This window comes from Pantoea sp. JZ29 (assembly GCF_035190385.1).
Lineage (GTDB): Bacteria > Pseudomonadota > Gammaproteobacteria > Enterobacterales > Enterobacteriaceae > Pantoea > Pantoea stewartii.
Map to the genome: position 1 here is coordinate 1,793,574 of NZ_CP045241.1, position 25,556 is coordinate 1,819,129.

General features: G+C 52.6%; 27 protein-coding genes. 9 read left to right on the forward strand and 18 right to left on the reverse strand.

The window, feature by feature from the left end; translation table 11 throughout:
- Positions 1 to 6 precede the first annotated feature (6 nt).
- The 11 genes from fliP to fliF all read right to left on the reverse strand — a co-directional run bounded on the left by fliP (position 7) and on the right by fliF (position 9,664).
- The gene (fliP, locus tag GC090_RS08370; RefSeq protein WP_033742230.1) at positions 7 to 738 is read right to left on the reverse strand and encodes a flagellar type III secretion system pore protein FliP; all 732 of its coding nucleotides are present in this window, start codon (positions 736 to 738) and stop codon (positions 7 to 9) included.
- Positions 738 to 1,136, reverse strand: a complete 399-nt coding sequence (gene fliO / locus GC090_RS08375) for a flagellar biosynthetic protein FliO (protein ID WP_033742082.1) — start codon at positions 1,134 to 1,136, stop codon at positions 738 to 740. Before fliO ends, fliP begins: the two co-directional genes overlap by 1 nt.
- A 1-nt stretch (position 1,137) precedes the next feature.
- A complete protein-coding gene (gene fliN, locus GC090_RS08380) occupies positions 1,138 to 1,551 on the reverse strand; it encodes a flagellar motor switch protein FliN (RefSeq protein ID WP_006119577.1) in 414 nt (137 codons plus the stop codon).
- Positions 1,544 to 2,551 (reverse strand): flagellar motor switch protein FliM, encoded by a 1,008-nt coding sequence (gene fliM / locus GC090_RS08385; RefSeq protein ID WP_006119575.1) that lies wholly within the window; start codon positions 2,549 to 2,551, stop codon positions 1,544 to 1,546. The genes fliN and fliM overlap by 8 nt, the downstream gene beginning before the upstream one ends.
- Before the next feature lie 4 nt (positions 2,552 to 2,555).
- Complete coding sequence (fliL, locus tag GC090_RS08390) at positions 2,556 to 3,041, reverse strand: flagellar basal body-associated protein FliL (protein ID WP_006119574.1); 486 nt, start codon at positions 3,039 to 3,041, stop codon at positions 2,556 to 2,558.
- Between the two features lie 129 nt (positions 3,042 to 3,170).
- Positions 3,171 to 4,439, reverse strand: a complete 1,269-nt coding sequence (locus tag GC090_RS08395; protein ID WP_324021360.1) for a flagellar hook-length control protein FliK — start codon at positions 4,437 to 4,439, stop codon at positions 3,171 to 3,173.
- Positions 4,436 to 4,879 (reverse strand): flagellar export protein FliJ, encoded by a 444-nt coding sequence (fliJ, locus tag GC090_RS08400; RefSeq protein ID WP_033742078.1) that lies wholly within the window; start codon positions 4,877 to 4,879, stop codon positions 4,436 to 4,438. The genes GC090_RS08395 and fliJ overlap by 4 nt, the downstream gene beginning before the upstream one ends.
- A 28-nt stretch (positions 4,880 to 4,907) precedes the next feature.
- Complete coding sequence (gene fliI, locus GC090_RS08405; RefSeq protein WP_033742076.1) at positions 4,908 to 6,269, reverse strand: flagellar protein export ATPase FliI; 1,362 nt, start codon at positions 6,267 to 6,269, stop codon at positions 4,908 to 4,910.
- Complete coding sequence (gene fliH, locus GC090_RS08410) at positions 6,269 to 6,964, reverse strand: flagellar assembly protein FliH (RefSeq protein WP_033742075.1); 696 nt, start codon at positions 6,962 to 6,964, stop codon at positions 6,269 to 6,271. The genes fliI and fliH overlap by 1 nt, the downstream gene beginning before the upstream one ends.
- On the reverse strand, positions 6,957 to 7,949 hold the full coding sequence (fliG, locus tag GC090_RS08415) for a flagellar motor switch protein FliG (RefSeq protein WP_006119564.1): 993 nt from the start codon (positions 7,947 to 7,949) through the stop codon (positions 6,957 to 6,959). The genes fliH and fliG overlap by 8 nt, the downstream gene beginning before the upstream one ends.
- The gene (gene fliF, locus GC090_RS08420; protein WP_033742074.1) at positions 7,946 to 9,664 is read right to left on the reverse strand and encodes a flagellar basal-body MS-ring/collar protein FliF; all 1,719 of its coding nucleotides are present in this window, start codon (positions 9,662 to 9,664) and stop codon (positions 7,946 to 7,948) included. The genes fliG and fliF overlap by 4 nt, the downstream gene beginning before the upstream one ends.
- 233 nt (positions 9,665 to 9,897) lie before the next feature.
- Between fliF and fliE the strand changes: the two genes are divergently transcribed.
- On the forward strand, positions 9,898 to 10,209 hold the full coding sequence (gene fliE / locus GC090_RS08425) for a flagellar hook-basal body complex protein FliE (protein WP_006119561.1): 312 nt from the start codon (positions 9,898 to 9,900) through the stop codon (positions 10,207 to 10,209).
- 758 nt (positions 10,210 to 10,967) lie between these two features.
- Positions 10,968 to 11,258: a hypothetical protein gene (locus GC090_RS08430; RefSeq protein ID WP_033742072.1), complete on the forward strand. Its 291-nt coding sequence runs from the start codon at positions 10,968 to 10,970 to the stop codon at positions 11,256 to 11,258.
- A 255-nt stretch (positions 11,259 to 11,513) separates the two neighbouring features.
- Here the strand turns inward: GC090_RS08430 and GC090_RS08435 are convergent, their stop codons facing one another.
- On the reverse strand, positions 11,514 to 11,711 hold the full coding sequence (locus GC090_RS08435; protein WP_006119494.1) for a hypothetical protein: 198 nt from the start codon (positions 11,709 to 11,711) through the stop codon (positions 11,514 to 11,516).
- Between the two features lie 249 nt (positions 11,712 to 11,960).
- Between GC090_RS08435 and GC090_RS08440 the strand changes: the two genes are divergently transcribed.
- The gene (locus GC090_RS08440) at positions 11,961 to 12,227 is read left to right on the forward strand and encodes a hypothetical protein (protein ID WP_006119493.1); all 267 of its coding nucleotides are present in this window, start codon (positions 11,961 to 11,963) and stop codon (positions 12,225 to 12,227) included.
- A gap of 37 nt (positions 12,228 to 12,264) precedes the next feature.
- On the opposite strand, the gene GC090_RS08445 is transcribed toward GC090_RS08440, so the two are convergent.
- Positions 12,265 to 12,504: a DinI-like family protein gene (locus GC090_RS08445; RefSeq protein WP_033742070.1), complete on the reverse strand. Its 240-nt coding sequence runs from the start codon at positions 12,502 to 12,504 to the stop codon at positions 12,265 to 12,267.
- 175 nt (positions 12,505 to 12,679) lie between these two features.
- Here GC090_RS08445 and iraP point away from each other — a divergent pair, with 175 nt between their 5' ends.
- Positions 12,680 to 12,976 (forward strand): anti-adapter protein IraP, encoded by a 297-nt coding sequence (gene iraP, locus GC090_RS08450; protein WP_006119490.1) that lies wholly within the window; start codon positions 12,680 to 12,682, stop codon positions 12,974 to 12,976.
- A 130-nt stretch (positions 12,977 to 13,106) separates the two neighbouring features.
- Here the strand turns inward: iraP and GC090_RS08455 are convergent, their stop codons facing one another.
- Complete coding sequence (locus tag GC090_RS08455; RefSeq protein ID WP_006119488.1) at positions 13,107 to 13,430, reverse strand: DUF6388 family protein; 324 nt, start codon at positions 13,428 to 13,430, stop codon at positions 13,107 to 13,109.
- A 241-nt stretch (positions 13,431 to 13,671) separates the two neighbouring features.
- Here GC090_RS08455 and yedD point away from each other — a divergent pair, with 241 nt between their 5' ends.
- The gene (yedD, locus tag GC090_RS08460) at positions 13,672 to 14,130 is read left to right on the forward strand and encodes a lipoprotein YedD (protein WP_006119487.1); all 459 of its coding nucleotides are present in this window, start codon (positions 13,672 to 13,674) and stop codon (positions 14,128 to 14,130) included.
- Between the two features lie 82 nt (positions 14,131 to 14,212).
- Here yedD and amyA read toward each other — a convergent pair whose 3' ends face one another.
- The 4 genes from amyA to fliD form a co-directional block, all read right to left on the reverse strand.
- Positions 14,213 to 15,694, reverse strand: a complete 1,482-nt coding sequence (gene amyA, locus GC090_RS08465) for an alpha-amylase (protein ID WP_033742066.1) — start codon at positions 15,692 to 15,694, stop codon at positions 14,213 to 14,215.
- 104 nt (positions 15,695 to 15,798) lie between these two features.
- Positions 15,799 to 16,158, reverse strand: a complete 360-nt coding sequence (fliT, locus tag GC090_RS08470) for a flagellar protein FliT (protein ID WP_033742064.1) — start codon at positions 16,156 to 16,158, stop codon at positions 15,799 to 15,801.
- The gene (gene fliS, locus GC090_RS08475) at positions 16,158 to 16,568 is read right to left on the reverse strand and encodes a flagellar export chaperone FliS (RefSeq protein ID WP_054633605.1); all 411 of its coding nucleotides are present in this window, start codon (positions 16,566 to 16,568) and stop codon (positions 16,158 to 16,160) included. Before fliS ends, fliT begins: the two co-directional genes overlap by 1 nt.
- Before the next feature lie 14 nt (positions 16,569 to 16,582).
- Entirely contained in the window at positions 16,583 to 17,980 is a 1,398-nt protein-coding gene (gene fliD, locus GC090_RS08480) for a flagellar filament capping protein FliD (protein ID WP_058708341.1), read from the reverse strand.
- 252 nt (positions 17,981 to 18,232) lie between these two features.
- Between fliD and GC090_RS08485 the strand changes: the two genes are divergently transcribed.
- The 4 genes from GC090_RS08485 (at position 18,233) to GC090_RS08500 (ending at position 25,457) form a co-directional block, all read left to right on the forward strand.
- A complete protein-coding gene (locus tag GC090_RS08485; protein WP_006119482.1) occupies positions 18,233 to 19,162 on the forward strand; it encodes a flagellin N-terminal helical domain-containing protein in 930 nt (309 codons plus the stop codon).
- Positions 19,163 to 19,564: 402 nt separating this feature from the next.
- Positions 19,565 to 20,494, forward strand: a complete 930-nt coding sequence (locus GC090_RS08490; protein ID WP_006119482.1) for a flagellin N-terminal helical domain-containing protein — start codon at positions 19,565 to 19,567, stop codon at positions 20,492 to 20,494.
- Positions 20,495 to 20,673: 179 nt separating this feature from the next.
- Positions 20,674 to 21,579, forward strand: a complete 906-nt coding sequence (locus tag GC090_RS08495) for a flagellin N-terminal helical domain-containing protein (protein ID WP_039342628.1) — start codon at positions 20,674 to 20,676, stop codon at positions 21,577 to 21,579.
- Positions 21,580 to 21,764: 185 nt separating this feature from the next.
- Entirely contained in the window at positions 21,765 to 25,457 is a 3,693-nt protein-coding gene (locus GC090_RS08500; RefSeq protein WP_324021364.1) for a glycosyltransferase, read from the forward strand.
- Positions 25,458 to 25,556 lie beyond the last annotated feature (99 nt).

A 25,556-nucleotide genomic window follows, 5' to 3' on the forward strand; every position in this document is an offset into this window, starting at 1 on the left:
ACAAGATCAGGAATAGAAACTTTGTGCCAGCGATCCAACCAGCAACTGCCAGCCATCCACCAGAACAAATAACATTAATTTAAAGGGCAGGGCGATGGTTGCCGGCGGCACCATCATCATACCCAGCGCCATTAATACGCTGGCCACGACAAGGTCAATAATTAAAAAAGGAATAAAGACGGTAAATCCAATCTGGAAGGCGGTCTTTAATTCACTGGTCACATAAGCAGGTAATAAAATACGCATCGGCACGGCTTCCGGCCCGACAATGGGAGGCGTATTTGCCAGACGGGCAAATAACGCTAAGTCAGCTTCACGCGTTTGACGCAGCATAAATTCACGCAGGGGTTGTGCGCCTTTATCAATGGCCACATCCATACTGATTTTATCCTGACTGAAAGGCAGATAGGCATCCTGATAAATTTTATCAAAGGTAGGTGCCATAATAAAAAAAGTTAAAAAGAGCGTCAGGCCCAGTAATACCTGATTGGGCGGCGCAGAGGGCGTGCCCAGCGCATTGCGCAGCAGACCAAAAACAATAATGATGCGGGTGAAGCTGGTCATCATTAACAGAATGGCCGGCAGAAACGTCAATGAGGTAATAAATACCAGCGTTTGTACCGGAAGTGACCAGCTCTGGCCACCATTGGCTAATGGCTGGCTTACCAGGCCTGGTAACTGGGCGTGAGCAACCGGTGCCAGCAACAGCAGCGGCAGAAGAGGGAGCAGTCGACGCATCATGGGTTTTTTCCGGGACGTTTAACCAGATTCTGTAATAACTGACGAAAATCCTGCGGTGCTGCCTTTTCCGCGGTGTCTACATCGGGTGAACCCGGTGGCAACGTATGCAGGTGGGTAATTTGCTGTGCCGTTACGCCCAGTACCAGACGGGCATCTGGCGTATCAACGATGACGACGCGCTCGCGCTGACCGACCTGGACACTGGCCGTGAGCGTCAGCTCACGGCTGCCGACTTTTTTCGGCGCAAAGCCCATACGACGGGCCAGCCAGGCGCATGCCAGAATCAACAGGATAATAACAACCAGAACACCACTTACCTGAGTCAGTACAGAGCCCGCTGAGATGGCGGGCGTCTGCGGTGTAGCCGGTTGGACAGTATGATTCTGGTTATTCATATTAACGGCTCAGACGGCGCATACGTTCTGAAGGCGTAATGATGTCGGTGATACGCACACCATATTTGTCGTTAACGACCACGACTTCACCCTGCGCAATCAGGTAACCGTTAATCAGGATATCCAGCGGCTCGCCTGCGAGACCATCCAGTGAGACCACAGAACCCTGTGTCAGACGCAGCAGTTCTTTGATGGTCATCTTGGTGCGGCCCAGTTCCACAGTCAGTTTTACCGGGATATCCATAATCAGGTCAATATCCTGCAATGAGCCTGAAGTGTTGCTGCTTTCAAACGATTTGAAAACGTCATCACTCTGTGAGGTGCTGGCACCAGAGCCCACCTGCTCATTCATTGCTTCAGCCCACAGATCGTCCGCAGAGATGGTGTCATCGGACGGTTTCTTGCTGTCAGTCATGGGGCTGTTCCTCGTTAAGCGAATTCAAAATCGGGTTAATCAAATGTTCTACACGCAGCGCATACTGACCGTTAAGTGTACCGTACTGGCTGGTTAAAACAGGCACACCGTCCACGTGGGCAATAATGCGCTCGGGTTTTTCAATCGGCAGAACATCGCCGGGTTTCAGCTGCAACACGCGTGACAGACGCAACGACGTTTCAGCAAAATGGGCAATCAGTTCCAGTTCAGAATGCTGAACCTGCTTCACCAGATTGTCCCGCCAGTGTGTATCTTCTGACCGCGAGTTTTCCAGCGGCGGATTCACCAGCATTTCACGCAAAGGTTCAATCATCGAAAACGGAATACAGATGTTGAACTCACCGACAAGGTTGCCAATCTCGACCTGGAACGGCGTGTTGACGACGATATCGTTAGGCGATGTGGTGATGTTGGTGAACTTCACCTGCATTTCCGAACGGACGTACTCGACATCCAGAGGATAAATCGCTTTCCACGCATCGCTGTAGCCATCAAGCGCCAGTTTCAGCATACGACGAATGACGCGTTGCTCGGTATGCGTGAACTCACGTCCTTCTACTTTAGTCGGAAAACGCCCATCTCCGCCAAAAAGGTTATCAACGGCAATAAACACAAGGCTCGGTGAAAACACGACCAGAGCCGTGCCGCGCAGCGGCTTCAGGTGGATCAGGTTCAGGTTCGTTGGCACCGGCAGGTTGCGGGCAAACTCATGGTATGGCTGAATCTTGATCGCGCCCACGCTGATATCCGGGCTACGGCGCAGCAGGTTAAACAGCGCCATACGGAAATGACGGGCAAAACGCTCGTTAATAATTTCCAGCGCCTGTAAACGCTCGCGCACCACGCGGCGCTGGGTATTGGGATCATAAGGGCGAATATCGCCCTCTGGCCCGTTTTGTTTCTTTTCTTCTTCCGCGCTGCCACTGTCGCCGTTTAATAGCGCGTCAATTTCAGCCTGGGAGAGAATGCTGTCGCCCATTGATTCACCTCAAAATGAAGGCGGTAAACAGTACGTCGTCTACGACCTGCGGAGGTTGACCTTTCACCAGCGGTGGTGCCAGCGCCTGTTTGATTTGCTCAACAAGCGCTTGCTTTCCTTGCTCTGTCGCCAGCGCAGCAGCGCTCTGGCGAGAAAGCAGCAGTAACAGACGACTGCGAACCTCAGGCAGATAGTCACTCATCCGACGACGCGTTTCTTCATCCGGCAGACGCAGAGTAAACCCTACGTACAGTACACGGTCTGGATCGTTGTCGGGATTGACCAGGTTAACCGTAAATGTATCAAGTGCAAAAAAGACCGGGGCGGGAGGCGGTTCAACTTTCGCGACCTCCGGCTTATCGCCCTCATGTTTATTCATTATTCGCCAGACTGCATAGCCTGCCACGCTGCAAGCGGCCAGCGTTACGATCAGCAACACTGGAATCAGGATTTTACGTTTGCGACCTTTAGCTTTCGCGTTATCAGACATTTTAGCAGTTACTTCCTGTGAATTATGGGCGAGCCTCTCGGCTCACCTGAACAGATTATCGCGTGTCTTAAGTCAAACAATGGCAAGAAAAGACACGGGTTTTACGCTTACCTTCAGCGTTTGTCGCTGTCAGGCAAAGGTGTCGACGGCGCCCTTACCGTTTAACCGGGCCTGAAGAGCCTGCGGTACGGCAATCGGCGTGATGTCGTTATCACTGTCCTGGGTCAGAGAGAAGCTGCCGTGCTGTCCGTCGCGACGCGCCTCCTGCTGTTGCTGGAAGCTTTGCCCTTGCGCGAAACTGTCACTGCTGACCTGACTCTCACCCAGGTTAATACCATTTTCAGCCAGCGCAGTGCGCAGCTGAGGAAGCGCGGCTTCCAGTGCAGCCCTGACATGGCTGTGACCTGAAACCATATTTAACTGTGCCTGATCGTTATTCAGTTTCAGGCTGATCTGGATCGCACCGAGATCTTCTGGATGCAGGCGTAACTCCGCATTCTGCTGGCCGTTACGACTGAACATCACAATTTGTTGACTCAGGGCCTGCTGCCATTCATTGCTACCCAGGTGGGCATTCAGCATCGGCGTAGACGGCGTGTTCATCGACGCAGAGGCCGTGAAGGGTTGCATAACGCTGCTGGCGCTGGTTATCGGCGCGGCAATCATCGTCTGATTATCGCTGGCTGCAGCGTTTATCGGACGCTCATCCTGCTTGTTGACGCTGCTCAGTATCTGCTGAAAACTGGCGTCTGTCGTCAACTGTGCCGGTGTCGATGCGGTTTGCGTCGTGGCTGCGGGCGTTACCCCACGGCTGGCCTGGTCAACGTTGCTGGCCAGGCGACCGCCATCCTGCACCTTGCTGTTTTTCGCGTCTTTGTCATCACCGCTCAGTGCCGTGGTCACCGCCTGCGTCAGGGCCGATAAGGCCGAACGCGGTCCGGCATCGCGTTGCATATCCACGTCACGCGTCGTCGTGCTGTCTTTCACGGCCTGTTGCAAGCCGGTTGCCGGTAACATGGCAAACAGCGCCTGAATATTTTGCATATCGCTGCTGTTCAGCGCGGCCTCTTTCGCGTCACCCTTATCATCGGCTGATTTTGTACCGGCTTTAATATTTTCCGGTTTAAACAGCGCACTGAGTGCAGTCGGGTTTTCCAGCGAAGAGATCAATGCATTCAACGACGTGGCAACCTTGCTGTCGTCATCAGTGACGCTATTTTTTTCTGCTGCAACTGTGGTTTTACTGTGCAGTTTCGCCAGGGAAAGCAACTGATTTCCCAGCGTAGTGATAAAGTCCTTCGGTAGCGCCTCGCCACCGCTCAGCAGATCGGTTGTCCCCGATGTTTCAGCGGTGCCGGTTGTTTTCGTTGTCAACGCAATGTTTGGCAGCGTAATCATTCGCCTTTCCTCAGTGCAGCCCGTTGGGCAAATTCATCCATCCGTTTCTGGTCGAGACGGTTTTCTTGTCGTAATGCATTTTCTTCTGCCCGGGTAATCAGCGTCTGATAGGCATTGAGGCGTTGTTGTTTTTCACGCCAGTTAACCAGTGCCTGTTCAAGCCGTTGATTCCATTGCTGCAACTGACTGCGGTGTTGCTCAATGGCTTTTTCCAGCGTCTGAATGAACTGGTGATAGTTCGTCCAGCGGTTGCTGGCAATACCGCTGGACATGTCGCTGTTCAGCTTGTTGCGGTATTCATCCTGATAGTCAAGCAACATACTGAGCTGCTCGTTTGCAGCCTGCTGGCCACGCCGCATATCGCCTAACAGCACGGCGGCGCGTTCAAGATCCTGTTCCGCCAGGTCACGCAAAGTGTCAATGGCATTGACTGTTTTCATTACGATGTCCTCATATCAAACGCGCGAATTAACCGAACAATGCATGTAAATGCAGGCAGGCATCGTCGTACTCACTGCGCTCAAAAATGCCTTGTTGCAGGAAGGCTTCCATCTGCGGATAAAGCTGAATGGCTTTGTCCAGCATCGGATCGCTACCGGCGGCATAGGCACCGACGCTGACCAGATCCCGGTTGCGCTGGAAACTCGAGAGCAACTGTTTGAACTGGCGCACGCGTGCATAATGGTTTTCATCAATCAGTGACGTCATGGCACGACTGATTGAGGCTTCAATATCAATCGCCGGATAATGGCCGGCTTCGGCCAGACGACGTGACAGCACAATGTGGCCGTCAAGGATGGCACGCGCAGAGTCAGCAATCGGGTCCTGCTGATCGTCGCCTTCGGTCAGCACGGTATAAAACGCCGTGATCGAGCCGCCGCCATCGATGCCGTTACCCGCGCGTTCAACCAGGGCGGGCAGTTTGGCAAATACGGAAGGTGGATAACCTTTGGTGGCCGGCGGCTCACCAATCGCCAGCGCGATTTCACGTTGCGCCATGGCATAACGTGTCAGCGAATCCATGATTAATAAAACATGTTTACCGCGATCGCGGAAATCTTCCGCAATGCGCGTGGCGTAAGCGGCACCCTGCAGACGCAGTAGCGGTGAGACATCTGCCGGCGCGGCGATGACGACCGAACGGGCGCGGCCTTCAGCACCTAAGATGTTTTCAATAAAGTCTTTAACTTCACGGCCACGTTCACCGATTAAGCCCACCACGATCACATCGGCCTGGGTATAGCGCGCCATCATGCCGAGCAGCACACTTTTACCCACGCCTGATCCGGCGAACAAGCCCATACGTTGTCCCCGGCCAACGGTGAGCAGGGCGTTAATCGCCCGAACGCCGGTGTCCAGCACATCGGTAATAGGGGTACGCTGTAAAGGGTTAAACGGCGGTGTGTTCAATGGGGCACGGTAGCCCGTTTCCGGGGAAGGCAAGCCATCCAGTGGGCGGCCGCTGCCATCAAGCACCCGGCCTAACAGCTGTGGCCCCAGCAGCAGCTGTTTACCTGAATGAGGGTTATCGCCGGTGGTACGGGCATAAACGCGTGCGCCGGGCAGAATGCCGTCCACTTCTTCCAGCGGCATCATCAACAGTTTCTGACCGTTGAAGCCCACGACTTCGCTTTCAATTTCGCTAATCGTTTTACCGTCATTACGTTCAATCACACAGGTCGAACCGAGCGGCAACTGCAGGCCGGTTGCTTCGAGAACCAGGCCGGTGGCACGCGTCAGCCGTCCATAGCGACGAACAGGTTGCACCTGCGCAATACGACTTTCGAAGGCATCAAGCGAGCCCAGCCAGCGGTTCAGACGAGTGGTCATTAAAACTCTCCAGGTGCGGCAAGACGGCACAGTTCCTGCCAGCGGGTTGCCACGCTCGCGTCAAGATCGCCGTCTTCGGCACTGAGCTTGCAGCCGCCGGGGTGCAGTGTATTGTCAGCCAGTAAACGCCAGCCGTGCAGATCAAGCGTTGGCCCCAGTGTTTGTTCAATCCTCAGCAGGTCATCAGGATGCACCCGAAGCTGCGGCTTACCGCTAAACATGGGCTCCTGCTGCAGTAAGCCCTGAATCTGGCGCAGCAACGCACTGCCATCCACCGTGGTGGCCTGACCAATCACCGAACGCGCGGCTTCCAGAGCCAGCTGCATCAGGCGGGCAGCAATGACGCTGTCCAGCGATTCCAGAGTATTTTGAAATTCCGTCACCAGCTGCTGCATTCGCGCCTGTAAGGGAGCCTGCTGTTGCTGCGCATCAGCAAGGCCTTGCTGAAAGCCCGCGTCATAGCCGGCTTTCTGACCTTCATTAAACCCCTGCTGATGGCCTTCGCTGTAGCCTTGACCGTGGGCTTCTTTACGCAACTGCTGCTGCATCTGCTCAAACTGCTGTTGCTGTTCGTCTTCTTCTGATTCGAAGAATTCGATTTCGGGTTCAGCCTGAATCGTCGCGGGCTCTTCAGGACGCCCCAGTTCTACAGGCTGCCACAGTTGCCAGGGGCGGGCGGAAAATGCATCAGACATAGGTTTCCTCGCCGCCACCGATTACCATCTCGCCGGACTCTGCCAGACGACGCACCACCAGCAGGATCGCTTTCTGTTCGTTCTCTACCGCAGACATACGTACCGGACCACGGTTGGCCAGATCGTCGCGCAGGATATCGGCCGCACGGGCTGACATGTTTTTGAGGAACTTCTCGCGCAGCGGCTGCTCGGCACCTTTCAGGGCGATCAGCAACTGCTCGGATTCCACTTCCTGCAACAGACGCTGGATACTGCGGTCGTCCACTTCCACCAGGTTTTCGAACAGGAACATCTCGTCGATAATTTTCTGTGCCAGTTCGCCATCGAAGTCGCGTACCGCTTCGATAACCGCTTCTTCCTGCTGCGTTTTCATCAGGTTGATAATTTCGGCCGCTGTTCTCACGCCGCCCATCTTCGCACGCTTGAGGTTGGTACCGTCGAGCAGGCTGTTCAGGACTTCGGTCAGTTCTGCCAGCGCTGCCGGCTGCACACCACCGAAGGTAGCAATACGCAGCATGACGTCATGACGCAGGCGCTCATCAAACAAGGCCAGAATATCGGCAGCCTGACCCCGTTTCAGGTGGACCAGGATAGTCGCGATGATCTGTGGATGCTCGTCGCGAATCAGATCGGCTGCGGCCTGCGGTTCCATGAAGTTGAGCGTTTCCATACCACTGGTGGTATCGCGGGTTTCAAGGATATCTTCCAGCAGGCTTGACGCACGCTCTTCACCCAACGCCCGGGTCAGCACGGAGCGCAGGTAATCGTTCGAGTTGAGGCTCAGTGCCGCGAACTGCTCGGCATCGCCTTCAAACTCACGCAGCACTTCGGTCAGTTGCTTATGCGAGACCTGACGCATGCTGGCCATCGCGGCACTCAGATGCTGAACCTCACGCTGGTTCAGGTGCTTAAAGACTTCCGCCGCGCGTTCTTCACCAATGGTCATCATCAGAATGGCGCTTTTTTCAGTACCGGTCAGACTCATAGTTCGTTACTCATCCATTCGCGAATCACCAGCGCAACAACGCGCGGATCGTTTTCAGACATGTCGCGGATACGCTGGCTCATGACTTCAGCGCTCATGCGGTTATTAGATTTACGTTCCTGCTCAAGTTCATCTTTGCTGAGCTGGACGCTGTAAGCTTCCTGATCGTTCTGCTGAGCAGCACGGGCAGCCTGAGCTTCTGCAGCGGCCTGCTCTGCGGCTTTCTTACGCAGAACATGCGGACGCACCATTTTGCGATACAGGATGAACGCCACCAGCGCAACCAACAGCCATTTACCTGCATTAATCAGCTGATCAAAGAACGACTGCTGTTGCCAGAAGGGCAGTTCAGTTGATACAGGCTCGGTGGTATTAAACTGCGAGTTCACCACGTTGACAGTGTCGCCACGTGTCTGTGAATAGCCCATGGCTTCGCGCGTCAGGTCTTCAATCTGCTTCAGCTGCTGCTCATTCAGCGCAATCGCTTTGCCTTTATCGTCTTCGCGATAGTTCACCACCACGGCAACAGACAGGCGCTGCACGTCACCCACATTCATCTTGGTATGACGAATGGTACGATCCAGCTCATAGTTCACCGTATCATCACGGCGCGAGTTGGTCGGTACACTGCTGGTAGAGGCTGTGCTGGTCCGTTGACCATTGGCCGCATTGTTCTGACCATTGGCATTCTGGCCATTGGCCGCATTGTTATTGGCCGTATTGATCGGGGCCGTATTGGCTGGCGCAGGCTGGTTAGACAGTGCGCCCGGTACGCCGCCCGGATAAGGGCTGCCCGTCTGCTCGCTGGTGCTGGTCTGCTGAGAGCGAATAGACGCGTTTTTCGGATCGCCGTTCGGCTGGTACTTCTCATCCGTCTGTTCACTGGTATCGAAGTTAATCTGTGCCGTTACCTGCGCATGGACATTGCCCTGGCCCAGAATCGGGTTAAGGATCGCTTCGATACGTTGCTGGTAACGCGCTTCGACTTCGGCGGCATATTTCAGCTGTGCATCGTTCAGATCACGGCCTACTGCGTCAGAACGGGTTAACAGATGACCGCTCTGATCGACTACGGTCACGTTCCCCGGCGGTAAACCGGCCACGCTGCTGGAAACCATGTGCGTGATGGCCTGAATCTGACCTTCATCCAGCGCACGGCCTGGCTGCAGAGTTAACGTCACAGACGCGGAGGGCGCTTTTTGCTCACGTACGAACAGGGTTGGTTTAGGCATCGCCAGATGGACGCGCGCCGTTTTCACCGGCCCCAGAGATTCGATAGTACGTGCCAGCTCGCCTTCCAGTGCGCGCTGGTAGTTCACCTGCTCGCTGAACTGGCTGATACCGAACTTTTCTTTATCCAGCAGTTCAAAACCGACGTTGCCACCTTTAGGCAGGCCCTGTTCAGCCAGACGCAGGCGCAGCTCATGCACCTTATCTTCCGGCACCATTAATGCACCGCCGTTATCCGCGAAACGATAAGGGACATTCATTTGCGTCAACTGCGTGACAATGGCACCCCCGTCCTCATTGGACAGGTTGCTGAACAATACGCTGTAGTTCGGTGTTTTGGCCCAGAGCACCAACGCAAAAACCACAGCGATAGCGGCTGCGGCTGCGACGATTAACGGAATACGTGGATTGGCACGCAGGCGAGCGAGAAGGTCACCAAAGCCTTTCGTTTCTTCATTTTGTGTGGCGGCTGCACTCGCATTCATGACCGATTCCTGCCTGACGTAATTGACCGGGTTAGTTGTGATGGCAAAACAGACTCCCTGACCTGCTTAAATAAAATTTCTACTTCAATGCCTGGCATTATTTGATGAAACGCAAAATTCGATGGGTGAATAAGCCACGGTTTTTAGCGTCATTTAGCGGCTTTGTCTTATTGACAATGTGTTAACTTCTCCCCACGTCAAAAATCTTCATCTTTTTTAATGAGGTAGCAACCATGTCAATTCAGGCAATCGACGGTGTTTTACAGCAGTTACAGATGACCTCGCTTCAGGCCAATAACAAAAGCGATGAGGTCAACAGCCATATCGATTTTGGCGCGACCATGAAGGCCGCTCTGGACAAAATCAGCGAAACCCAGACCACCGCCCGTAGCCAGGCGCAGGCGTTCGAAATGGGGAAACCCGGTGTCGCTTTAAACGATGTGATGGTCGATCTGCAAAAATCGTCTATCTCCATGCAGATGGGGATTCAGGTCAGGAACAAGCTGGTTTCGGCCTATACCGACATCATGAACATGCAGGTGTAGTCGGGAAAACGGGTCTTTATTATCAGGTATATGCCTGGCGGCGTTGAGTCGGGACAAGAGCGACACAGAATGTGGCTTTACCAAAAGCGCCTTCTTGTTGCTTTATACGTGTTCAACGATGCAATCGTACACCTGATAACCTTTCCTGATGCGTTCAGGCCATGCCAGCCGCGCGCGGTAGCCGAGTTGGGCCTGTCAAGGCAGCGTCTGAGACGCGATTATCGCACCACAACCTGCCTCATCATCCCTTTACTTCAGACATCTACCTGTCGGTGTTTATTCTCCTTTTCTTGCCGAAAGAAAATATATCCTGCATCTTTATCCTTCGCTTCCGTGCAGGCGTTCACTATGACATTTTCGCTGTGCCGGTTACGGCTGCATGACGCCATCCGCTAAAGTATTTTCAGCACGGTTCCTGCGTCAAAAAATATCATATCTAATGTTGTAATTTTTCTACGACTTTTAAAAGCAAAATTAGTTAGCTTAATAACTAAAAATATCCCTGAAGGTGGGAAGTAAAAAATGAAATACTGAAAGCAAAAGATGTAATCTGGTATGTATTCGTAAGCCAGCAAAACCTGTTTACCTTAACGGCGACGCGGGTTGCGACAGCAGCGTAACAGGCACCACGCGGCTTGTATCCCCGGTTACACATCAAACGGAAATATTCCTCTTCTAATCTAATTAAAATATTTAACTGTTTAAATCTGTCGCCTGATATTAATGTCAGCATTCATTCTGCTCACGGATATATCAACATGAGATACTTAATTCAAACACTTCTCACGAACTCAAAAAGTGGTGAGCAGATTAAATATGAAGTCTATTCGGAAAACCGGAAGTCAGATTTTATAGATAAAATTCCGGAAGGTTCCTGCACAGTGATTTCTTACAAACTGACTGAGGGGACGATTCAGTTGCTGGATCGGGATGTGAATCTGCAACCGTTATTCGATGCCCATCGACCGGCGCAGGATGTTTTTTATCCAGACGGCCCTCACCGGATTAATCTTGAGATGCTGGTCGATTATTTAAATCAGCAAGCCTGATCACGTGCAGAGGGGGCCCGCTCCCGTATCCGGCGTTTTTCTGCGCCTGCGATCCGTGTGAATAAAGGGCCAAAGCCTGTTGCCCGCCCGTCCCTGACCGTTGCCAGGCGAGCAGCCCACATGCCAGCCCAGCTGGGTTAACGAGCAGGGAGGCATGGCTTCTCATCCTGCTGGCCTTAAAATAATGGCTGCACCGGCTTCAAAGCATGGTGCAGATCACCGTCTGCCCCGGTTAAGTGGGCAGACGGTGACATGTCATGATGCTTTGAAAGGATCCTTTTTATCATCCTGACTGTCATCATTTTTTCTGGGCACTTCACCGTGATCTTTCGGTGCATCGTTTGCGGGATGATCATCTTCCTCGTAGGCATTTCCCGCATTAGGTGCGGCTTCGGGTAATCCTTTGCTGACATCGCCTTCATGCTTACGTTTATCGTTACTTTGGTTGTGCATCGTTTGCTCCTCTTTGTCGTCCTCTAAGTCTAGACCAGCACAACAAAGCTGTGAGCGGAGACCCGTCAGCATATTTATCATCACGTAAGGACGGGGTATGACACCGCCGTTTTCCGCCTGACTACGGCGAGAAGCCATGTCCTGTAAAAGTGACTTCCGATTATTCCTAATGCAAAACCGCTATATTGTCCTACCTTTAAATCTCCAGACGATATTTTCATTGGAAAAACAACCAAAAGGAAACACAGCATGAGTGATTCAATCGAAACCAAAAGCAAAACCGATTATCTGCGTGACGTGGCATCCCAGTTGAAAGAAATGCGCCACTATGCGCAAACGAACACTGAGACGCTTTCCGCCCATTGGTTAGCCTTTGATGCCGGTGAATACAAGGATGAAGGGAATGCGGCCCGTATTGACGCATTACTGAATAAGCAGGGAACGTTGCTGGAAGATCTGGAGAAAGCCATTCAGGATATTGAAATTGAAATCAACCACAGTGAGCAGGAGAGTTAAGGTATCTCCCGCTAACTGAGGGGTGGCGATTAACGGATTAATCCGCCACCAGCCAAAACTCGGCTTCATCAAACATTTCTTCCACCAGACGCGCGACAGTGGCTTTATCATTCTTGCTGAGGTCGGTTTCTATCGCGTTACGTTCCATCGGTTTCACCTTGACCTCGATGTCAGGAAAAACACGATGCACACGCTTTTCAAGCTCTGCCAATATCATGTCGCGCGCCCCTGGCAGGCCCGCGACATTACGCTTATCGTAAATTAACTCTACAAACATAATAACCATCCCTTCAGGGCAAAATCGCGTTGCCATTTTACTGTAAATAAAAACAGTATCAAGCTGATGTTTGCATGAATCCGTTTTTTAGGTCCCGCGTAGAAAAGCATTTTTATCTGGTTTACTCTGAGGGCGCTCTTAACGATATATGCGCTCACTCACCGGGAGAAGTGCAATGCGACAATTGGTTATTGATATTCTGCTTAAACTGGCAAAAATGGATGTCGATGCAAAGGAACTGACTGCTCAGGTCGAAGCGCAGTCATTGCTGGTTGCCGCTTTATTAGTCCAGGCGAAACAAGATAATGCGTTAACGATTTCTGAGACGGTGCAGGATGCCATTGTCACGGCATCGCGTTCCTCATCAGAGTTCATGCAGTCTGATATTGATCTGTTGCTCACGCACCTCAACCGATTACTGGCCGTGGCTAAGTATGTTGAGGTGAGGGGAAAGCTCGAACAAGAAGAGTGATGGCTAACGCTGGCGGCAGAGGGGTTTTCTGCCGCCAGCGAGGCCGTATCAGGGGCATTAACCGTTTGTTGTCACGACGCTGCGCAACGCCATAGCCGTTATTCTTCCTGTCCGCACAGCTGAGGTATAGCTAGAGCTCGTTCTTAATACAAAATTCTTCCCAACTCATTCCCAGAGATTCGGCATGCGATCGGAGATAGGCTTCGATGGCTTCGGCGGCGACGGCTTTATCCGGCTCTGCCAGTTGAATTGAAAAAATCATACCATCAAGATTTTTCTGGCGTAAAAAGGCGGCATAAATGCGTTCGGCGTGCCACTCGCGCAATTCACGCAGGGACATATTGGCGGCACGGGCATCCTGTTCGGTCAGTTCATCGAGTGCGGCCTGAAAATCGGCATGGGCAGTGAAGAACATTTGGCGTGCCTGGGCATAATAAGCTTCTGGAGTTTTCATGACAAATCTCTGAGATGTAATGCAGGGCGACAGTGTAGCCTGTTGTGCCTCCCTTGTCAGGCCGGAGTGGACAGGTTCATTCACAGCGATAAAAGCGGGCAGGGAAGGGAATAAACATCACCCGGTGCGTGATGAATCCAGGAAAAGCGCGCTTTACGTTGATTTCATCCCTCAGATATCTTGCACATCTGGCGGTAAAAATTATAACGTAGCCGCCATTAACCGGATTTAGGGATCAAAGATGAAAAACTGGATGCTGATTGCCACACTGGCGCTGAGTGGCTGCGCACAAATAAACAGTTATCAAAGTGCGGTGCAAACGCCGGCCCCGGCAAATTTACAAGGCAACTGGCAGACGGTTGGGCCGCAGAGTAACCTGATTAGCGACAAGGCGATTGGGAGTCTGATTATCAACGCGGACGGCAGTACGCTGGATTGCCGGCAGTGGCAACGGGTCATTGCGAAGCCAGGCAAATTGACGCAGCTGAATGGCGATTATGTCAATGTTACGCGTCAGTTACGCATCATGACACTGGATCTGGATGGCGGTGAGCTGGATTACGACGGGCTTACGTTGCGTAAGGTCGATCGACCCACGGTGGAATGCCAGAAAGCTTTACAGGAAGCGGCCCAACATCCCGGTGTGGATGTGATTCAGAATATCGAACCTGAGATTATGCGTCCGGTTCTGAACAAATAAATGACGCAAAGCGGTCCACGAGACCGCTTTGCGCTGATGCGCAGGCTGTTACCGCGCCAGAAAAAGCAGCGGACCTGTGGTTTTATGCCTCAACAACCCAGACACTCACGCTGCCTGCATTACAGCGAAACACGGCGCTGCCGGCGTCGTCCGTCGTAACGGTATCGGATTGATGTCCCAGATAGTCATACCATACTTTCCCGGCATATCCTTCTCCCATTGAAATCTGTTTTTCCCCCGCTTCGCCATTCGACATGATCACAATACAGCCCGGCTTTTCAGCGGTTCCGCTGCGGCTGAACGCGACGCAGTTAGGATGGTCGAAGTAATCGGTTTGCGCGCCCCAGCCAAATTGCTGACGGGCACGAATCAGCCCTTCGAGTTCAGGAATGACCGGCATATCGACCTGATGCATTTCACCGTCTCCGCCTTCATCCTCATAGTGGGCACCGAACAGGTCCGGATAAAAAATGGTCGGAACGCCTTGCTCGCGCAACAGAATCAGCGCATAAGCCAGCGGCTTAAACCAGGCTTCAACGGGCGCTTCCAGAGACTGCAGCGGCTGTGTGTCGTGGTTGGCCACGATAGTCACGGCATGCCACGGGTCGGCTAATACCAACGAGTTATCAAAAATTTTGCTCAGGTCATAATCGCTGCCGGCTTTAGACGCCTGATGAAAATTCATATGCAGCGGGGCGTCAAACAGCAGCGTTTTGCCTTCCACCTGATTGATATATTCCTGCAACTTTTCGGTTTCAAAGGACCAGTATTCCGCCACAATAAACAGCGGTTCGTTAGCGACGTCCTGAATATGTTCGATCCAGTCTTTGTAAAACCAGGCCGGGATATGTTTTACCGCGTCCAGACGAAAGCCGGTGCAGGGGACCTGCTCCATGACCCAGCGCGCCCAGTATTTGAGTTCTTCGCTCACCGCCTTATTGCGGAAATCAACATTGGCGCCCATCAGATAATCAAAGTTACCTAACTCGTTATCCACCTGGTCGTTCCAGCCTTCAGCGGTGTAATCGTTGATAATTTTGAACACGCCGTTTTCATCGGGATTTTCAATATGGTCGACCCCGCTAAAACATTTATGATCCCAGATGAATGTCGAGTATTCGCCTGCCCGCGCCGGAAACGTAAACTTTGTCCAGGCTTCGCATTCCACGACCTCGGGATAAATTTCATCACGATTATCCGGGTTAACGCGATTTACGCTCACCTGTTCTTTCTCGTCCGCGCCCATTTTATGGTTGAGAACCACATCCAGCAGCACGCCAATGTTGTGGCTGCGCAGCGCATTGACGGCAGCCAGCAACTGCTGCTTATCACCATATTTGGTGGCGACGCTGCCTTTTTGCTCAAACTCGCCTAAATCGAAGAGATCGTAGCTGTCATAACCCACCGAGTAACCACCGGACTCGCCTTTATAGCAAGGGGGCAGCCAGACCATGTTGATGCCGATGTCATTAAGCAGGGCCGCTTTTTCTGCGACTTCCGGCCACAGCGTGCTGCCATCGGGATAATACCAGTGGAAAAACTGCAAAAGGGTTGGGTTGTGCATGACAAACGTCCAGTCAGAGGAGAGGGAACTGGAAGTATGGGATAAGAGTGAAGAAATTACGCGGGTAAACTAAAAAAAGAGTGTTTACCCGCATAAGTCGGCCTTTACTGGTCTTTTGGGTAAAGGATATTACCCGCCATCTTGCCGTAAGAAGAGACAATGTTGTGTTGCTGCGTTGAGGTCGTGACCAGCGAGCGCAGTTCGCTCATACGTTCACCCAGCAACGTCTTCAGCGTGGTTTCATTCTTCAGAATTTGCTCAAGTACCGGGCGAATTTGTGCCCGCTGTAATGCGGACAGCGCACTGGCATCGTTATCACGCGCAACACGCTCGACGCTACTAACGTAAGTTGATTCGCAACTAAGCAACTCATCCCATTGTCCCTGCCGGGCATTTTCCAGCATGGCATTACTGAGCGTGAGTAAGTGTTGATATCCTTTTAGCAGCTCGAGTGGATGACTCATTAAAAGGTATCCTGCTGTGGCTGGTAATTAGGGCCAATCTGTTTCCACGCATCCGCAATATTATTGAGTAAGCTTTCGACTTCCGTAATGGCCTCAAGGTCGTTGTTCAGGTTAGCCTGTAACAGACGACGGGTCATATATTCATACAGATCGTCGAGATTAGCGGAAATTTCACCGCCAACCTCATGGTTCAGGCCTGCGCGCAGCCCGTTAGTAATGATATTAATGGCCTTAGATAAGGCGTTACCTTTACCGGGAATATCGCCTTGCTCAATTAAAATGGCAGCTTTTTTCATGGCGCTCAGGGCGCCATCAAAAAGCAGCACGACCAGCTGATGTGGGCTGGCGCTTAATACGGCGCTTTCCACACCTACCTGCGCATAGGCCTGAATACCGGACTTAGCGTACATGCTTACCACTCCTGTTATAGTTTGGCGAACTGCTGGGTCAAATAGTTACCGGTCTGGGTCATGGAGCTGACCAGGGTAGACAGACTGGTAAACTGTGTTTTGTAACGCGCCATGGTCGCCGCAATCTGGCTGTTTACTTCGTCGTACTGATCGGACAGTTTCTTCAGTGAGGTATTAATGCCGTTAGTGGCATTTTGTACCTGTCCGTCACTGGCCAGTATCTGCGTCAGTTTGTTATTTGCCTGTGTGGCAAACCCGGTTGTTTTACCGTCACCCGTCAGAAAGTTCAGGACATCTGTCGGTTGATTGGTCAGGGCTTTGTCCAGTTTGGTGCTGTCCACAGTCAGCTTGCCGTTAACGTCCTGCGTGATCCCTAGTTGTGACAGACTGGTCAGGTTTCCGCTGGCTTGTGCGCTGGACAGTTGACTGCGCAGGCTGGTCTGGATGTTACGTAAGGTATTATCACCCAACAGATCGCCGTTACCGGAACTTTGCGACTCACCTGCTTTCACCGCCGTGTATTTCGTCTGGTTACCGATAGTGGTTTGCAGGGAGTTGTAGGCATCTACGTAAGCCTGAATTGCCGCCGTCATTGGCTGATTGTCTGTGGCGACGGTCAGCGTTTCCGGTGTATTTGTAGCGGTGGTTTTCGTCAGGTTCAGCGTGACACCTTCAGGCGCGTCCGTGACGGTATTGCTGCTGCGGGTGATGGACACGCCGTTAATTTTTAACTGCGCATCTTTAGCGGCAACCTGTTCGGTCATCGCGTTGCTGCTGCCACCCGAACTGTAATTAATATACTGGGACAGCGTGCCGTCGTCCGTACTGACCGTCATCGCATTCGCTGTGCCACTGTCGCGTGCAGTCAGAGACAGATAATAGGTATTATCGTCTGCTTTAATAATACTGGCGTTTACGCTGCCTTGCTGTTTATTAATCGCATCGCGAATATCAGACAGGCTGGTTTGATCTTTGCTCAGTGTTACCGTGAGCGGCGATTTCTGCCCAGACTGGGAAATCGTAATGGTACGAGATGCCAGGCTCTGATCACCTAAGTCGGTATCTTTACTGCTGGCTGATTTTGACAGCAGCGATTGCGACGAGGCGAGTTGAGTAACCTCAATAGAATAGTTACCGGCGGAGGCTTTGCTCGCCAGCGTGGCAGTGAAAGCGGTATTCGTGCTGGTAACTTTCGTAGCCGCAATCGTCGAGGCATTTTGCAATGCAGCCGCCGCGGTCTGCAATTTTGACAGGCCGGTTTTCACCACGCCCCAGGCGGTAAGCTGAGCGTTATAGGACGCCTGCTGCTTAGTAATAGGCGTCAGTTTAGTCTGCTCAGCGGATTCCAGGCTGCTGTAGAGAGTATTCAGGTCGAGGTTCGTACCAGCACCGAGTGAACTTACACTTGCCATGCTTTAATCCTTTACGAGTTTACGTTAAGTGAAATGGGTATCGGCAGCGAGTGGCAAAAGATTAGCCTGTTTCTGAAAAAATTGATGGCTGAATAAAACCCCTTTCTTTAATTGTCTTCCCGGATTTGGCTGGCGAAAAATTACTGAATTTTTTTTCTAAAGGTTGAACGAGGGCTGACGATAATCAGGTTGTCGGTAAGCTAGCCGAATTCAGACGCCTAATATGGCTCAATTTTTTAAAGGAAAAACATCATGGCAGTGATTAACACTAACACCCTGTCGCTGGTTACCCAGAACAACCTGAGCAAGTCACAGTCTTCTCTGGGTACTGCAATTGAGCGCCTGTCTTCTGGCCTGCGTATCAACAGCGCAAAAGACGATGCAGCCGGCGAAGCTATCGCTAACCGCTTCAGCTCTAACATCAACGGCCTGACCGTTGCAGCCCGTAACGCCAACGACGGTATCTCTCTGTCGCAGACGGCTGAAGGCGCCCTGACTGAAGTGAACAACAACCTGCAGCGTGTACGTGACCTGACCGTTCAGGCGCAGAACAGCTCTAACTCAGCATCTGACATCGACTCAATCCAGGCTGAAGTTAACCAGCGTATGCAGGAAATCGACCGCGTCACCAAGCAGACCGATTTCAACGGCATCAAAGTTCTGAACACCGGTTCAGGCAGCACCACTTATAACTTCCAGGTTGGCGCAAAAGACGGCGAAACCATCGGTATCACCATCAGCTCAAGCGACGGTTTTGACCTGGCAGCAGCGGGCCAGTCTGGCACCACTCAGAACACCAGCTCAACAACCGGTCAGACCGTTAACGGCAACGCCCGTACCACTTCAGCTATCGGTTTCGACGTGCTGAAAGGCGCAGTAACCGGCGGTACCGGCGGTACTGCAGCAGGTACCACACCACTGGCTGACATTGACAAGGCGATCAAGGCCGTTGACAACCAGCGCAGCCTGCTGGGTGCGTCTCAGAACCGTTTTGAGTCCACCATCAGCAACCTGAACAACACCGTGACCAACCTGACCGCTGCCCGCAGCCGTATTCAGGATGCGGACTACGCGACCGAGGTGTCAAACATGTCCCGTGCGCAGATCCTGCAGCAGGCCGGTTCTTCTGTACTGGCACAGGCTAACCAGGTGCCACAGACCATGCTGTCTCTGCTGCGTTAATCGCCGCACAGCCCGTCTGATTAAAAGCGCCCCCAGTGATGAGGGCGCTTTTTTATTGTTGATGGATCCAGCAGACGGTGTATTTTCCGGGTATGACAGTCTGCCCGAAGCTCTCTCACAGGGCTGTCTGACTGTCGTTTGACAAGCTAAGGTTCGCGCAATGCTTATTGTCAATGGGGCAATGATTGTTTGCGCTGAGTTAATGTCATCAGAAAGCGTAATAGCGACAGCACTATTTTTTGATAACCACGCCATTCCGCCAGGATGCCTTCCTGTCTCATTAAAATAAAAGCCGTCATTCTCTCTAAAGTTTTAGCCCCGACGGGCGATAACAATAGTGAAGGCGATAAAGCCGCAGGATTAACACCTGACCCCCGACATTATTTATGAAGGATAATTATCATGGCCGTTATTAACACCAATACCCTGTCGCTGGTTACCCAGAACAACCTGAGCAAGTCACAGTCTTCTCTGGGTACTGCAATTGAGCGCCTGTCTTCTGGCCTGCGTATCAACAGCGCAAAAGACGATGCAGCCGGCGAAGCTATCGCTAACCGCTTCAGCTCTAACATCAACGGCCTGACCGTTGCAGCCCGTAACGCCAACGACGGTATCTCTCTGTCGCAGACGGCTGAAGGCGCCCTGACTGAAGTGAACAACAACCTGCAGCGTGTACGTGACCTGACCGTTCAGGCGCAGAACAGCTCTAACTCAGCATCTGACATCGACTCAATCCAGGCTGAAGTTAACCAGCGTATGCAGGAAATCGACCGCGTCACCAAGCAGACCGATTTCAACGGCATCAAAGTTCTGAACACCGGTTCAGGCAGCACCACTTATAACTTCCAGGTTGGCGCAAAAGACGGCGAAACCATCGGTATCACCATCAGCTCAAGCGACGGTTTTGACCTGGCAGCAGCGGGCCAGTCTGGCACCACTCAGAACACCAGCTCAACAACCGGTCAGACCGTTAACGGTAACGCGCGTACCACTTCAGCTATCGGTTTCGACGTGCTGAAAGGCGCAGTAACCGGCGGTACCGGCGGTACTGCAGCAGGCACCACACCGCTGGCCGACATTGACAAGGCGATCAAGGCCGTTGACAACCAGCGCAGCCTGCTGGGTGCGTCTCAGAACCGTTTTGAGTCCACCATCAGCAACCTGAACAACACCGTGACCAACCTGACCGCTGCCCGCAGCCGTATTCAGGATGCGGACTACGCGACAGAAGTGTCAAACATGTCCCGCGCGCAGATCCTGCAGCAGGCCGGTTCTTCTGTACTGGCACAGGCCAACCAGGTGCCACAGACCATGCTGTCTCTGCTGCGTTAATCGCCGCACAGCCCGTCTGATTAAAAGCGCCCTCAGAAATGAGGGCGTTTTTTTTTGCCAAATCAGTTAAAAAAATTTAAGTAATGTATAAAGTTTGTCCCCCGTTCGACGATAACAATAATGAAGGCGATAAAGCCGCAGCCCAAATCTGAACCCTATCATCATGAAGGATAATTATTATGGCAGTCATTAATACCAATACCCTGTCGCTGGTTACTCAGAACAACCTGACCAAATCTCAGTCATCACTGGGTACGGCGATTGAGCGCCTGTCTTCTGGCCTGCGTATCAACAGCGCAAAAGACGACGCAGCCGGCGAAGCTATCGCTAACCGCTTCAGCTCTAACATCAACGGCCTGACCGTTGCAGCCCGTAACGCCAACGACGGTATCTCTCTGTCGCAGACGGCTGAAGGCGCCCTGACTGAAGTGAACAACAACCTGCAGCGTGTACGTGACCTGACCGTTCAGGCGCAGAACAGCTCTAACTCAGCGTCTGACATTGACTCAATCCAGGCGGAAGTTAACCAGCGCATGGAAGAGATCAACCGCGTTACTCAGCAGACTGACTTTAACGGTATTAAAGTGTTGAATACCGGTTCAGGTTCTCAGACGTATAACTTCCAGGTTGGCGCAAAAGACGGCGAAACCATCGGTATCACCATCAGTGCAAGCAACGGTTTCAACCTGTTCAATACCTCTGGTGCGACTGCTCAGACAACCGGTCAGACTATCAATGGCAACGCGCGTACTACCGCGGCTGAAGGTTTTGACGTGATGAGCGGGACCGTAACAAGCGGTGGCACCACCGATGGTTCACCTCTGGCGGACATCGATGCGGCCATCAAAGCGGTCGACAACCAGCGCAGCCTGCTGGGTGCGTCTCAGAACCGTTTTGAGTCCACCATCAGCAACCTGAACAACACCGTGACCAACCTGACCGCTGCCCGCAGCCGTATTCAGGATGCGGACTACGCGACGGAAGTGTCAAACATGTCCCGCGCGCAGATCCTGCAGCAGGCCGGTTCTTCTGTACTGGCACAGGCCAACCAGGTGCCACAGACCATGCTGTCTCTGCTGCGTTAATCGCCGCACAGCCCGTCAGATTAAAAGCGCCCTCAGAAATGAGGGCGTTTTTTTTAATCGGTCTAATTAGCCCGCTTTGCTATAGCTTTTCCCGCCCTAAGTTAATGCCCAAAAATTTACAATAGTCTGAAACAGGTAAGGTACTTACGTGCAGGATAGTGCTATGCACAACCAGAGGATGTCAGATGAACAGGCTTTTAATAAGCATTGACCGAGTTGAGCAGTTTTCTCTTCACGTGAATGAGGCGCTCGATATCATTGATGTTTTTTTACCCTGGGGATGGCAGGTGGATATTGTCACCAGTACCTATGGTAAAACGCTGTCGTTTGAACTGGAAAAGTACAAATCCAACCCGGCTTTCCGCATTATCAGTGATAAGCAAGGCACGCTCGCTGATGCTTATAGCCTCATCTGGGTCTATAAGGGTTTTATTGCACAAAAATTGTTACCCGTGCTGGGAACGTTAACAGGCACGGCCCCGGTTATTTTCCGCCACTTTTATGATTATCATGACATTTATATGCCGTGGGGCGCTGAGCTGGAAAATCAGCTCGCCTCCCTGTCATTGAGTTTGTCGCCTGTGGTGTCAGAACGTTTGCTGCAAAACGGACTGCTATCCAGTCAGATCGCTGTTTTGCCGTTTACCGTTCCTTCCGCATTCAGTTGCTATCCATCTCGTAATGCCCGCACTGCGCTCAAACGCATACTTTATTACGCCCCGGATATTTCCGCCGAAATGTATGAGCTGCAACAGCAACTGAAAAGTCAGTCCATTACGCTGGAATGGTTCGACTGTAGCCAGCCTGTGAGTCGGATTGAGCCTGAGTGGCTGGATAACTACGATATGGTCATGGGTGGCGATGAAATTGTGGCCAAGGCATTAATACTGGGGATTCCGGTATTTTTAGCGTCTACAACCGGCGTGGAAGGTTATCTGAACGCGCATAACCTTCAGGAGTTTGAACAATCGCATTTTACCGTGGTGAATCTGCAGTTTTGCCCGGAGACGGAGGAGTGGATCGCCGCACTCAAACGGGGTTTCAGTGAGGCCGTGGCATGGACCCGGGCGAACCAGGGCCGCTTTGGCGATAAATGGACGATGCCTGCTGCGCTCCAGACTATTCTCAGCCAGCTCCCTGCGCCCAAACGCTGGTCCATGGATGACCCGGCGCAACATGCGTTACGCTTTCACAGACAGTCCGTCCTGTCCTGGGCCGATAAAAATTACTCTATTGAGCAGTGGCTGAAAGACAGGTCAATTACCGAAGCCCGACGCGCAGCGTTACAGTCATTTATTCAGTCTGTGCCCGAAAGTAGCGATATCGGCATTGTTATTATTGATGAAAACGGCGATGCCGCAGCCTGTGAACGTTCCCTTGCCGCCGTCAGGCAGCAAACATTTCCGCCCGCGACGGTCATGTTACTGAGCGATGTCGATATTGCGTTAAATGAGGGGACGATAAGCGCCTGTGCCTCAGGCTGGGTCGCTGAACTTAACGAGGTCGTTTATCACGAAACCGGGCCAGCCGCGCTGCTGCTGGTGATGGCAGGGGATGAGCTTTTGCCTGACGCGTTGCTGTTGCTGGCAGAGCAGCGTTTGCGACGCCCGGAAACGGCTGTGTGGTATGTCGATGAAACCTTTAATGATGATATGAATGAGCCGGGAGCGATTCTTCGTCCCGATCCCAATATCGATCTGTTAAGAAGTACGCCTTACGTAGGCCGCACGTTGCTGTTTGACCGCCGGAAAGTGCAGGCGGCGGGGAAGGGCGAGGATGCCGTCAATCCTCTGATCATGTATGAATGGCTGTGGCGTTGCATTGAAAATCAGGGACCGGGCGCGCTTGGACATGTGTCAGATGTCGTAGTCAGAGGCCAAAAAGAGAACGGGCGCTGGCATGAAGCGCAGTCCTGTGAAGCCGGCTATCGGCGCGTTGTCGAGGCGCATTTACAGCGTTTAGGGATAAAAGTATCACTTGATGCCGGCGTGAATCCCGGTTTTGCACGGGTGCGCTATCAGTGGGACACGCAGCCTCTCATTTCCATTATCGTCCCCACGCGTGACCATGCCGCCTTACTCCGTGCCTGCATCGATACGTTGATGGAGAAAACGCGTTACCCCTATTATGAATTACTGATCGTCGACAATCAGTCCGTGGATGCGCAGGCCTGTACCTTTCTCAACGATCTCGACAAACTCAATATCGAACAGATTAAGGTACTGCGTTACGACGCGCCGTTTAATTTCGCCGCCATGCATAATCGCGCGGCAGAGCAGGCGAAGGGCGATGTCCTGTTGTTCCTGGATAACGACTGCCAGATTACGCAACCTGACTGGCTGGATGCGCTGCTGGAGCATGCACTGCGGCCAGAGGTCGCATTAGTCGGGGCGCGCCTTGAATACCACGATGGCCGGGTTCAGCACGGCGGTTATCTGCTGGGTGTACAGAACGGCGTTGACAGTCCGTGGGAGGGGATGCAGGAACATGCCAGAGGTTTCCAGAGCTATCTGCAAACGGAGCACAATCTTGCTGCAGTGAGTGCGTCCTGCATGATGGTCCGCAAAGACGTGTTCTTTAGTCTGGGTGGCTTTGCTGAGAACGATTTCCCGCTTTACTTCGCGGATGTCGATTTGGGGTTACGTGCGCAGCAACAAGGTTACTTAAACGTCTGGACGCCGTGGTCGCGTGTTCGCCATATGGGCGGTGCAACGCGGTTGATGCCAGAAAAGTTCAACGTACAGGAAAGGCCGTTTCAGCATGACTATAGTCGGCTTCGTCAGCAGTGGCGCGCCACGCTGTTAAAGGATCCCAGTAACCATCCGCTGATGCAGCGGGCAGGTAAACCGTTTACGCTGGGTGCAGGGACGGCGCGTTTTCAGCAGCCGCTGCCGGGCAGGCCACTGCCTGTCGTGCTCGCACACCATGTCGACTGGCAGGGATGTGGCAATCACCGCATCCTGCAACCGTTCAAGGCCATGGAAAGTCAGTTGCTGCTTGAGGGCGGACTGACTCAGCAAATTCCCGGCGTAATGGAAGTCGCACTTCTACAGCCTGATATTATTGTGCTGGAGTCGCTGAGTGGCGGCCGTTTCCCGTCGGTCATGGCGCAATATCGCGACGTTTGCGATGCCAAAATTGTGGTTGAGTACGACGACTACCTGCTCAACGTACCGGTAAAAAATGGCAACCGTAACCAGTTCCCTAAACAGATTGTCAAAAATCTTCGCAAAGTAATGGAGTGCGCGGACTGGGTGGTTGTGTCAACCGCACCGTTAGCGGATGCCTACAGCCGTTTCCATCATGACATCCGCATTGCACAGAACCGTCTCGCAGAAGGTCAGTGGGGCCATTTGACCAGCCAGCGCGGCGTGGGGCGTAAAGTGCGTATCGGCTGGGCGGGCGGCAGTACACATGCCGGTGACCTGCAAATTTTGCTGCCGCTTATCAAGGAGCTGGAAGACAAGGTTGAATGGGTTTTCATGGGAATGAAACCGCGGGGCGTGCACTGTGAGTTCCACACTGGCGTGCCGTTTGATATGTACCCCGAAAAGCTGGCCAGCCTGAACCTGGATCTGGCGCTGGTGCCACTCGAAGTCAACCAGTTCAATGAATGCAAAAGTAATTTGCGGTTACTGGAGATCGGCACCTGTGGCGTGCCGATCATTGCCACCAGTATCGAACCCTATCGTTGTGGCCTGCCCGTCACGCTCGTTGAAAACCGCTTTAAAGACTGGATGGGCGCTATACGCGCGCACCTTGCGGATATGGATGCCACTCGTCGTCTGGGCGATCAACTTCGCGCGGCGGTCCATCAGGACTGGTACCTGAGGGAGCAGGGATTAAACGAATGGCAGAGAGGTTGGCTTTCTGCCTGAGACAGTGGCGGCGCGTCGTCCTGATGATGACGCCGTCGTTACATGACCGGACATAACGTCTCCATAGAGACACACAACGTTCAGGCAACGCCAGCTTTT